Origin of the sequence: Thermococcus sp. 21S7 (genome assembly GCF_012027615.1) — an archaeon.
GTDB lineage: Archaea > Methanobacteriota_B > Thermococci > Thermococcales > Thermococcaceae > Thermococcus.
Window position 1 is genome coordinate 153,634 of sequence record NZ_SNUT01000007.1, and the last position, 10,874, is coordinate 164,507.

At 55.4% G+C, this 10,874-nt stretch carries 11 protein-coding genes; 7 read left to right on the forward strand and 4 right to left on the reverse strand.

Annotated elements, in window-relative coordinates; translation table 11 throughout:
* The first annotated feature begins 120 nt into the window (after positions 1–120).
* The 6 genes from E3E51_RS11605 (at position 121) to E3E51_RS11630 (ending at position 5,814) form a co-directional block, all read left to right on the forward strand.
* Positions 121–1,206: an NDP-sugar synthase gene (locus tag E3E51_RS11605; protein WP_167913286.1), complete on the forward strand. Its 1,086-nt coding sequence runs from the start codon at positions 121–123 to the stop codon at positions 1,204–1,206.
* Between the two features lie 10 nt (positions 1,207–1,216).
* Positions 1,217–1,924 carry a phospho-sugar mutase gene (locus E3E51_RS11610; protein WP_167913287.1) on the forward strand — a complete coding sequence of 236 codons (708 nt, stop codon included), beginning with the start codon at positions 1,217–1,219 and terminating at the stop codon, positions 1,922–1,924.
* A gap of 101 nt (positions 1,925–2,025) precedes the next feature.
* Positions 2,026–2,649, forward strand: a complete 624-nt coding sequence (gene tmk / locus E3E51_RS11615; protein WP_167913251.1) for a dTMP kinase — start codon at positions 2,026–2,028, stop codon at positions 2,647–2,649.
* A gap of 215 nt (positions 2,650–2,864) precedes the next feature.
* The gene (locus tag E3E51_RS11620) at positions 2,865–3,656 is read left to right on the forward strand and encodes a class I SAM-dependent methyltransferase (protein ID WP_167913252.1); all 792 of its coding nucleotides are present in this window, start codon (positions 2,865–2,867) and stop codon (positions 3,654–3,656) included.
* 41 nt (positions 3,657–3,697) lie between these two features.
* Positions 3,698–4,588 carry an ABC transporter ATP-binding protein gene (locus E3E51_RS11625; RefSeq protein WP_167913253.1) on the forward strand — a complete coding sequence of 297 codons (891 nt, stop codon included), beginning with the start codon at positions 3,698–3,700 and terminating at the stop codon, positions 4,586–4,588.
* Positions 4,585–5,814: an ABC transporter permease gene (locus E3E51_RS11630; RefSeq protein WP_167913254.1), complete on the forward strand. Its 1,230-nt coding sequence runs from the start codon at positions 4,585–4,587 to the stop codon at positions 5,812–5,814. The genes E3E51_RS11625 and E3E51_RS11630 overlap by 4 nt, the downstream gene beginning before the upstream one ends.
* A 14-nt stretch (positions 5,815–5,828) precedes the next feature.
* On the opposite strand, the gene E3E51_RS11635 is transcribed toward E3E51_RS11630, so the two are convergent.
* From E3E51_RS11635 to E3E51_RS11645, 3 genes are all read right to left on the reverse strand, one after another.
* Entirely contained in the window at positions 5,829–6,698 is an 870-nt protein-coding gene (locus E3E51_RS11635) for an alpha/beta hydrolase (RefSeq protein ID WP_167913255.1), read from the reverse strand.
* Positions 6,699–6,701: 3 nt separating this feature from the next.
* The gene (locus E3E51_RS11640) at positions 6,702–8,006 is read right to left on the reverse strand and encodes an MFS transporter (RefSeq protein ID WP_167913256.1); all 1,305 of its coding nucleotides are present in this window, start codon (positions 8,004–8,006) and stop codon (positions 6,702–6,704) included.
* Positions 8,007–8,136: 130 nt separating this feature from the next.
* Positions 8,137–9,462 (reverse strand): SLC45 family MFS transporter, encoded by a 1,326-nt coding sequence (locus tag E3E51_RS11645; RefSeq protein ID WP_167913288.1) that lies wholly within the window; start codon positions 9,460–9,462, stop codon positions 8,137–8,139.
* 87 nt (positions 9,463–9,549) lie between these two features.
* On the opposite strand from E3E51_RS11645, the gene E3E51_RS11650 reads away from it, so the two are divergent.
* Positions 9,550–9,783: a glycerophosphodiester phosphodiesterase family protein gene (locus tag E3E51_RS11650; protein WP_167913257.1), complete on the forward strand. Its 234-nt coding sequence runs from the start codon at positions 9,550–9,552 to the stop codon at positions 9,781–9,783.
* Here E3E51_RS11650 and E3E51_RS11655 read toward each other — a convergent pair.
* A partial coding sequence (locus tag E3E51_RS11655) for an RNA-guided endonuclease TnpB family protein (RefSeq protein WP_167913258.1) occupies positions 9,780–10,874 on the reverse strand: 1,095 nt, incomplete at its 5' end. The two genes, E3E51_RS11650 and E3E51_RS11655, sit on opposite strands and share 4 nt — an antisense overlap.

The window sequence follows — 10,874 nt, forward strand, 5'->3', positions numbered from 1 at the left end:
GCGGCACTGGTTGTCACAACGACAGGTATGTGGTGCACAAGTTTAGTGACCTATGTCCATCTGCCTACTCCCGGCGCAAAGTATATTAACTAGCGGTGATATACCCCAGTGGTGCGCGTAATGAAGGCAGTGATTTTGGCCGGGGGTAGGGGAACACGGTTGCTACCGCTGACCGTTTACAGGCCGAAGCCCATGATACCCTTCTTCAACAGGCCGCTGATGGAGTACACCGTCCAGAGTCTCGCGAAGGCTGGAGTGGATGAGGTCTACGTTCTGGTTGGGTACCTCAAGGAGCGCATAATGGAGTACTTCGGCGATGGAAGCCAGTGGGGAATCCAGATACACTACTCCAACAAGGACAACGTGAAGCTAGGAACGGCTGGTGCCACCAAAAAGGTGGTTAAAGAGATGGACGATGCGTTCTTTGTCGTTTCGAGCGATGTGCTTACGAATCTGGACCTAAAGGCACTCTACGAGTACCACTCGCGGAAAAAGGCCCTCGCCACGATAGCACTCTCCCGAGTCGAGGATCCGAGCCAGTACGGCATAGCGATAATAAACGAAGATGGGCGGATACTCCGCTTCAAGGAGAAACCAAAGCCGGAGGAAGCCTTCAGCAACCTCGTCAACGCCGGCATCTACGTCTTCGAGCCCGAAGCGTTTGACCTCGTACCCAAGGGCAAGAGCTTCGATTTTTCCAGGGATCTGTTTCCCAGGATGCTTGAGAACGACCTGGCCCTCTACGGATTCCCGTTCAACGAGTACTGGAACGACGTTGGCAGGCCGTCGAGCTACCTTCAGGCCACAGAGGACGTTTTTCTGGGTAGGCTTGTTCTGCCCGGCCTGAGAACAGAGGGCCTCAAGGGAAACCTTGAGTACGGGGGGGCTCTGATAACAGGCAGACGCTGCGTCCTGAGGCGGCCGGAGGTCAGGGGCTTCGCGGTGCTCGGAGACGACGTTGAAATAGGCAGAAACGTTAAAATAGAGCGTTCGGTGATATTTTCAGGAGCGGTGATAGATGAGGGTGCCGAGATTAGGGAGGCGATAATAGGGGAGAACGTCCACGTGGGCAGGGGCGTTGTTATACAGCCCGGTAGCGTTATCGGTGACAACACGCTCATAGAGGACTTCAGCAAGATAGGCTCCAACGTTAAGATTTGGGTGGAGTCTAGGATCGGTAAGGAGAGTATAATACTCCCGGATTGAGGTGGTGGAAGTGGAAGTGTACTACTCCCAGAGGTTCAACCCTGAGGAGCTCGCCCTTCTCGGAAGGGCCATAGGAACGATATCCCACGGCACGATAATAGTCGGAAGGGACGGCAGGGCAATATCCAGATACGGGAAGCGAGCGATGGTGGTCGGAATCGTCAGCACTGGCTCCACGATAATGGACGTCCGTCTGATTCCCCTGATAGCCCTGAAGGACTTCGCCCACAGAAAGGGGCTTCCGCTGGCGTACGTCTACTACTACGGCGGTGTTCGCGTCTACGTGAGCGGCATTGACAGCGACGAGATAGGGGCGATAACGGAGAGCAAGAGCTTCATCGAGGCACAGCCCAACGACATCGGGGCGACCGTGTACTATCCAAACGCCCTGGATGACTTCCTCCACGAGGTCTTCAAGTACTACAACTTCCGCGTTGAGGCCAAGGCCCTCGTTGACGCCATGAACACTCCAGCGGTGCTGTTCTTCCCGCGCATGAGCGACCACTTCGGCTTCGAGGTTGAGCTGATAAACGACATGATGACGAGCTACCTGCCGCCGAAGCCCAAGGAGGTCTTTATGCACAAACTCCAGAAGGGGGACTACGACTTTGGACTGCGTTTTAGGCCCGAGGGCGTCGTTGAGTTCTACAAGGACGGGGAGGAGTTCGAGTTCGGAAGCATGTGGAAGCTCCTGGATCACATGAAGAAGAACCTTTGAATTTTTGCTCCCCTTTTTAAACCCTCAAAAAATCTTTAAGAGAAAAGCGTTAAAAGGGTAGGCCCCGTTATAATCCTCCGTTCATTTTGGAGGTGGCATCTGTGGGAGCATTCATAGTCATTGAGGGCATCGATGGCGCAGGTAAATCAACTCAGGCAAGGCTTCTGGCGGAGTGGTTTGAGGAAAAAGGCTACGACGTGATTCTAACCAAGGAGCCGACAGATACGGCCTTTGGAAAGCTGATACGGAAGCTGGTTCTCACGGGAGGACGTGAGGGTATAATCGATGGCGCCAGGATAAGCCACGAGGCCGAGGCGCTTCTCTTCGCCGCCGACAGGGCAGAGCACGTCAGCAAGCTGATAAAACCCTCAATAGAAGCGGGTAAAATCGTCATATCCGACCGCTACTTCTACTCCTCCCTCGCGTACCAGTGGGCGAGGGGGCTCGACCTTGAGTGGTTAATCGACCTGAACCGCTTCGCGATACGGCCGGACCTTGTGATTCTCCTCGATCTGCCCGTCAAGGAGAGCATGAAGCGCATAAACGGGCGGAGCATAAAGACAGAGTTCGACAAGATAGCGGAGCTCCAGAAGAAGGTGCGCGAGAACTACCTCAAGTTAGCCGAGCGCTTCCCCGAGATGAAGATAGTCAACGCCCTGGCCAGCGTGGATGACATCCACAACGATATAGTCGCGCTGGTTGAGCACGAACTCTTCAAGAGATGAGGGGTCGGCCAGTGCCAGTCTCTTCATCCGGTAGCGATCCGACCGGTAAACGCTCTTCATCCCCCTTCCTTCCTCGACGGATTCTTTTTAAAACCTTGGCATCAACTTCCTCAGGCCGATGACGAGCGTTAGCCACGCTGAGCGGTGAGGAGAAGAGGGTTAGCCGAGGCCTTAAGAGTTTTAAAACCCTCGCCGGAGAACCTCATGGTGGTTCGATGTCGCTTGAGGAATTCTACCGCCACTTCAGATGGTGGATGGATCCGGATGACGGGAGGGCCCTGAGGAGGTTCAACGCCATAGTCAGCTTTTTTGAAGGGCGGGATGTTGAGGCATCGAGGGTTCTTGACCTCTGCGCAGGGACGGGTATTGCAGGCGTGGCGGCGGCAAAGGCCCTTTCAGCATCGGGGCTGACACTGGTAGAAGCAAGAGCTGAGGACATGGAAAAAGCCATGAAATGGCTTGAACTCGCCGGTATAAGGCCCGAGCTCAGAACGGTCGCCGGCGACGTGCTCGACCTTCCATCACTGGTGGGCGAACACGACCTCGCCCTTCTATGGGGGCACACCATGCCGCACTTTGACCCCTTCGAGGCCGTAAGACTGTTTTCGGGTGTCGCATCAGTCCTGAGCGATGACGGAGCATTCTTCATTGAAGAAACCGACAGGATAAAGCGCTTCCTTTACGGCTCCGCCTACAAGGACTTCCTGGTCGAGAGGAGGACTCAGGACTACACACTCGTCTCCCTCCACGAGGGCTACGACGTCCGCAGGGGAGTCGAGAGACGGGGATACTACAGACTGCCGGGCTTTGAGAGGGTGGCCGGGATGAAGCTGAGGCTCTGGGATTTGGCCTCGCAGCTTGCCCTTGGGAGAATTTTCTTCAGGGAGGCTGAACTGGTAACGCCCAGTGAGCACGGCCTTTCGGAAGTCTCGGAGGTTCTCGTCTTCAAGCGGCCGAACAAGAGAATCGCCCGCGAGGTTTATTCTGAGTTTCAGAATTCCTTATAGCTTTATATCGAATGGGTCCTTTTTCATTATTGGGTGAGCCGATGAAGGCCCTTGAGATTAGGGGACTGAAGAAGAGTTACGGGGATTTTTTGGCACTGAAGGGAATAGACCTCACGGTCGAGGAGGGTGAGGTTTTCGCGCTCCTTGGGCCGAACGGGGCCGGAAAGACGACGCTAATAAGGATTCTGGCCGAGGGTCTGGGCTACGACTCCGGGGAGGTATCGGTCTTCGGTGAGCCTCTCTCAAAGAAGACCGCCAGACTGATTGGCTACGCACCCCAGGAGAGCGTGGCCTACGACCTCCTAACGGTCGAGGAGAACCTGCGCTTCTACGCCGACCTCTACGATGCACCGGGAGAACGGGTGGGAAAGCTCATTTCGGAGTTCTCCCTGCCCGCGAAGAAGAGAGCCAGAGAACTGAGCGGCGGTTTTAAGAGGCGCCTCAATCTGGCAATAGCTCTCCTCTACGGGCCGAAGCTCCTCATCCTGGACGAACCTTCCGCTGGCTTGGATGTGCCGTCAAGGAGGGAGCTCTGGAGCCTTATAAAAAGACTCCGCGAGGAAGGGCGGACGATACTACTTGCGACCCACTACATGGAGGAGGCGGAAGCCCTCGCCGATAGGGTGGCCATAATGAACGAGGGGAAGGTGATAGCCGTTGGAACCCCGGACGATTTGAAGTCACTCGCGGGGGAGGGAAGCGTGATACACGTCGAGGGCATCCTGAGGGGCACCGAACTCGTGAGAAAGGAGTTTCCGAGAACGATAGAACGAGAGGGGACGCTCAGAATTGGCGTGGAGGAGGCAAAGACCGCCCTGCCGAGGGTCGTTGAACTCCTTGTCGAGTCCGGGAGCGAGATACGGACGATAAGGGTTGAAGAGCCGACCCTTGAGGACGTTTTCCTGAAGCTCACGGGGAGGGGACTGGAATGAAGGCCAGAGCCATCAAGGCCATAATCGGCAAGGACTTGAGGGAAACTAGAAGGGAGAAGATGGCCCTCTTCTGGATATTCGTCTTTCCGCTCATGTGGATTACCCTGCTCGGCGGAATCTGGGGAGGCCACAACCCGCCGATAACCCTCGACGTCGGCGTCGTCTACTTCAATGAGAGCGCCCCCTTCACCGCGGGGGACATCGTTAACGTAATGGAAAACGTGACGATGGATAATGTCCACGTTTTCAAGGTCAGGAGGTACCCCAACGAGAGCGCAGGGATAGATGCCGTCAGAGCAGGAAGAATCGATGTTCTCCTAATCTTTCCAAAAGGCTTTGGGGAGAACGTTTCGAGCGGTTTTCAGGCGAAAATCTACGCCTACTTCGACAGGAGCGACCCTCAGAACTACCAGATAGTGAGCGGCGTCATCAAGGGCTTCTTCTCCGAGTTCGAAAAGGAGATGGCCGAGAGGAGGCTGAACACCACCCTGGGATACATAGAAAAGTACGTCCCCGAGGGGGCGGTGGAAAACTTCACGGTGGCTGACCTCGAAAGGTACATGCTGGGGCTCACGAATCCGCTTGAGCTTGAGGAGATGGAAGTGAGGGGGGAAGCGCCCTCGGCCATCCAGTTCTACGTCACGAGCTTCATCGGGATTCAGTTCCTCTTTGCCACGATGCTCATGATAGGCTCCGGGACTCTTGAGGAGATAGAACACGGGACGCTGAGGCGCATAGCGGCCTCGCCGGCGACGGCGTGGGACTTTCTGACCGGAAAGATGCTCTCTACCTTCATCGTGATAACCGTGAGCATAGTCATCGGGATAGCCTACGCGAAGCTGGTCTTTGGGGAGACCGTCTTTCCAAGCGCCCTCGGATGGCTCATAATATTCCTCGCGGCGGTCTTCTCAATGAGCCTTGGACTGGCGATAGCCATGGGCACGAGGAGCATAAAGGCCACGAACGCGATAGTCAACCTCATCTCGATGCCCCTGCTTTTCTTAGCCGGCATCGTCATTCCGGCGAGCATACTCCCGGAGTGGGCGAGGCCCATAGCGAACTACTTCCCGCTCGGAACTGCGCTGAAGAGCCTCCGCCTGCTGGAGCTCTACCACAGGCCGGCAAGCGAAGTCCTGCCCGACGTTGCCTGGGTCGCCGTGAGCGCCTTTGGAATGCTCTTGATAGCGATATTCCTCTACAACTGGGCGGTGAAGAGGCTTGAATGAGGAATAAAGAAAAGCTAGCCCATCCACTTCCTGAGGAACTCCCCGACTTTCCCTTTCCATTCCTCGGGGTGGAGCTTTATCGTCCTCACGTGGGGGGCATCGGTAACCCAGAGCTCAACGTTGGGGTTTGTTTCCCTGTTTTTCTCGTAGAACTCCCTGACCTCATCGACCATCACCAGCGGGTCTTTCTCCCCCGCTATGATGAGGAGGGGTTTTCTGACTCTCTCGGCGTACTCTATGGGATGAACCTCCTTCCCTCCGCTGAAGAGCCTCGTGAGCGGCCTGACGGAGATGTGGAGCCACTCGGGGAGCTTTGCAAAGTACCTGAGTCCCCTGGCCCCGCTCCTGTCGAGGTACATGGGGGGACTGTCGGCAACGCCGCAGCAGATTCCCTCGATCTCGGCGAGGGAGCGTATCGTGACTATGGCGCCCATGGAGAAACCCACGAGCCCCACCCTCTGCGCGCGTTCGGGATGGTTCGCCCTCAGCCACGCTATGGCGGCCCTAACATCGAGCAGTTCCCTATCGCCAACCGTCGTGTACTTTCCTTCGCTCTTTCCGTGGGCTCGGAAGTCAAAGGCGAGAACGTTGTAGCCCTCCCTCAGGAGGAACTCTATCGTAGGCCTCATGTAACGCTTCTCCCACCTGCTCGCGGTGTATCCGTGGAGCGGGAGAACGGTCTTATTGCTTCCGTTGTCTATCCACCAGCCGCTGAGTTTCAGGCCGTCCTCGGTGGTAAACTCAACGTTCTCATACTCGAAGCCGAGGTCCTTTGGAGTCCAATCCCCCACGAGGCGAGGCGGCGTTATCATCCTGTAGGCAACGAAAGCCGAAAAGGCAAGAAATGCAAGGAGGGCAAGGATTAAGACACCAACCCAGGTCATGCTTCAACCCTCCGCGGTCGCGTCCAAGTTCCGCATGTGCCATATCATGGGCATCGCGAGGAGAACCAGCGCGGCCCCAATTGGGAAGAGAACCCTGTAGTTCTCACCCGTCAGGTCAACTATTGCACCGCCGAGGACTCCCGCCAGGAGAACCGGCAGGGCGCGGGTGGCCTCAAAGAAGCCGTAGTACCTGCCGGTGAAGGCCTCCTTTTCGAAGCGGGTCAGCAGGTCGCCGATTACCGGGTAAGATGCCGCCATCAGAACTCCCCATCCAACGCCCGCCAGCCCGAGGGCTATCACTATGCCGGTCCTGCTCGTCACGAACCATCCCCATAGCTGGGGCAGGGCGAAGATAACGCCGCCGAGGACTATACTGAGGCGCCTCCCGAGCCTGTCGTAGATTATTCCCCCGGGCAGTGCCCCGAGGAGAACCGTAACGTTGAAGAGGGCCATCAGGTAGAGGCCCAGGGAGGTCACCGCCTTTATGTTCTCCTCGCTCGCCGAGCCGTGCAGGATGTAGGCGAGTATGCCGTAGAGAAAGATGGCTATGAACTCAAAGCTCATCCACCACAGGGTCTGGGCAGTGTAGAACCTGAGAAAATCGCGGTTCTCGACGATGCTTTTGAGGTATTCAACGAGTCCCTCGTTCTCTTCCATCTCAGGTGCTTCTGGCTCTTTGATGGCGAAATAGACGAAGAGTGCCGCGCCTATCAGGAACGCCGCCGTTATGAGGAACGGAACCTTAAGGTATTGGGTCTGTGCAAGCGCCTTTATCCCCTCGCTCTCCCCGGTCTCGGCTGCGGCCTTTGAGATGAGGAATCCCGCGAGGCCGAAGAGAAAGAGGTTTGCCGCCCATTCAAAGAGGGTTATCACGCCGCTGGCCTTTCCGCGGTGACCGCTCTCAACCGTGTCGGGCATCAGGGCGCGGTACTGGGCGGTGTATAGATGCATCGAGAGGTAGAAGAATCCCAGAACCAGCGCGAAGCCCCACAGCGGCACTCCCATGACGTAGGAGCCGTATATCATGAGTGCGGCGATGCCGGCGAGAACTCCGCCGACCATTATGAAGGGCCTTCTCCGGCCGTGTCTTGATTTAAGTGTATCGCTGTAATAACCGAGAAGAACGGGTACAAACAGACCGATGAAGCCCTCAACGGCCAAGATCGTCCCCTTGACAAATGCCGAACCGGTGTAGCCGGAGAGCAGAGGGAAAGACAGGCCCTTGTTGAGCGCCCAGCCGGTGCTTCTGCTGAACCCTAGCAGGGCAAGGCCCAGAACAACACCCCAGCGGAATCCTTTACCCTTCACGGTTTCACCACCTTATTTGACATCGTTATATCAAAAGGGTTTTTACCTTTTTCTTTTGAAAGTCTCGCCCTTCAGGCGGGGAGAAGTCGGTTTTTGGTCCAAGGGCTAAAACGGAAAAATGAACCGGACATCAGTCCATGTCCGGAACGTAATCCAGTGCCTCTCCCCCACGCCTCACGATGTCTCCGCGCCTCACGAACTGCATCGCTACGGCCGCCAGGATGAAAAAGGCTATCGAAAACGGTATCAGCGTTCTGTATCCGATGAGGTCAAGGAAGGCTCCAGCCAGCGGGGGCGCAACGAGGTTCGCCGCCTGGCTGAAGAAGTAGTAGAGTCCGGTGTAGCCGCCGAGCTTCTCCTCGGTCGTCATGTCAACGACCATCGGCAGGGAGTTCACGTTGACCATCGCCCAGCCCATGCCGCCCACGAAGAACAGTCCCATGAACGTCATGACCACGGGGTCCGAGAGGGAGCTGGATTCCGGTTTCTGGCCTTCGCCGACGAGGTACGCTCCCACCAGTATTCCTATGACTATTATGAGGCCGAGGGTTATGGTTCTCCGCCTGCCCAGCCTGGCACCTACGAAGCCCGCGGGAATCGCGAATACCATGAAGCTCAGGGAGAACAGGCCGAGCATGAATGCCCCCGTGCTCTCCTCGATGCCGAGGTAGTATTTAGCGTAGCTGGTGAAGAACGTTTCCAGGGAGTTGAAGGCTATGAACCAGAGAAATATCGCAAGGAGAATCGCGAGCAGGCTCCTCTCGTGGCTGGCGAAGACGTCCTTGAGGTTATCCTTGAGTTCGCCGAAGCTCTTGTGGGAGGTCTCGGCGAGAAGCTTCCGTATATTGAGCCTCTTCCCTGGAACGCGGTATTCCTCCGGCTCGGGGACGAAGAGGACGACGAGGATGTTGGCGAGGAGCATTATGGCGGCGCCGAGGTAGAACGGGTAGGCGTAGTTCATGTCGTAAAGGGCCTTGCCGCCGAAATAGGCCAGCAGGGCACCAAGGCCGCCCATGAAGTTGATTATTCCGTTGGCCTGGGAGCGCTTCTCACTTGGGGTTATGTCGGGCATAAATGCAACGACCGGGGAGCGGAACAGCGCCATGAAGAAGTTCATGAAGATTATCGTTCCCATGAAAAGGGCGAGGCTCCCATACATCCTTGAAATCGGTATGAGCGCAAACATTATCGCGGCAGATGGGGCACCCAGGAGTATGTAGGGCTTTCTACGCCCCAGCTTCGTCCGCGTCATGTCGCTCAGCGCGCCCAGGAACGGGAGCAGCAGGACCGCGAACAGGTTGTCGATTGTCATTATGAAACCGGTCACCGTCTTGCTGAGGTGGAAGGTGTCCTGCAGGAATATCGGCACGTAGGCGTTGTACAGCGCCCAGATTATGCTTATCCCAAAAAAGCCAAAACCCAGGATGAATATCCTGCTGTACCTGAACTCTACCATGTTCATCACCATACTATTTTAGTCCTCAATGAACTAAACCGCTGAGTTTATAAGGATTTTCGGTTTTCAGACGAGTAGGGACAGGAGATGGAGCAACCAAGTATCTTGGGGCACAGGGGGTTCAGGGGAAGGCTCGAAAACACTCTCCCGGCATTCAGGAGGGCGCTCAAATACGCCGATGGAATAGAGTTCGACATCAGGCTAACCGGCGATGGAAAGCTGGTGATACACCACGACGGCTCCTTCTACGCGGACGGCTCGCGGTACCGGCTACGGACGCTGAGCCTGAGGGAGCTGTGGAAGCTGCACCGTTCTGGTTAGCCGTAACTTGTGTAAAGTTTGTAAGCCTCGTTACGGCTAACCTTCCCTCCTCCCATCTTCATTGGAGGGCTTTCGGGGGGAACGGTGACTCCCCACATCTTCAAGGCTTTCAAACGAACATTCCAAGAGCCGACCACATCACGGTCGGCTTCAAACCCACAATTCGAACACTTCAAAACCCTGTGCCCATTCGGGCTTAACTTACTCCCACACACCGGGCACAGGGAGGAAGTATGAGCAGGATTCACGAAAACAACCCTAACACTCTTCAACTTCGCCTTGTATTCGATAATGCTTTGAAGCTTCCGAAAACTCCACCTGTGAAGGCGACCATTCATCTCAGCCGAATACCTGATTGAGTCCCTGATTTTCGTTAAATCTTCAAGGGCGATTCCACCATATTTTTCCGCCAACTCAACGATTTTATTAGCCAGTTTATGGTACAAGTCGTTCAGCCTGTTCTTCTCCCTCCGCCCGTATTTTTCGAGGAGTTCCTTCCTCTTCTTCCCGCTCCTAATCTTCCGCTGTATTCTCCTCCTTTTCACGAAGTAGCCCGTCCTGACTTCCCGCTCGTGAGTGATGATTTGGAGGAACTCTCCATTTGGGAGTGAAAGCGTAACGTTGTTCTCATTCAAATCCACTCCAACAAAAGCTTTCGGCTCTTTAACTTCAACTTCCCTTGAGAAGGCAACATTGAGAAAAGTTCCTTTTGGAGTTCTAACCAACCACGCTTGGCCAATCTTCCAGTCCTTGAACCGCTCATGGTATTTGGCCGGGTAAAACTCTAACTGGATTCGTCCCCTGGGAGTGGAGAGTTTTACGGTTTTATCCTCCAAGTCAAGTTTGAACAAGTGGTCGTCCAGCATAATAACTTCTTTCTTGAAAACGGGCTTTCCCTTGGCTTTTCCCTTCTTTCTCCGCTTCCTAAAGCTTTTGAATATTGCCGTCGCCATCTGGCAGGCCGTGTAAAGGTAATGACTTGGCAGTTCCGGATACTCCTTTCGAAGTTTTTTGTAAGTTTCCTTTTTCAGCCGGTAAAAGCTGGTTACATTGTTCTCAAAAGCGTGAGTGATGAGAAAGTTCACGATTTC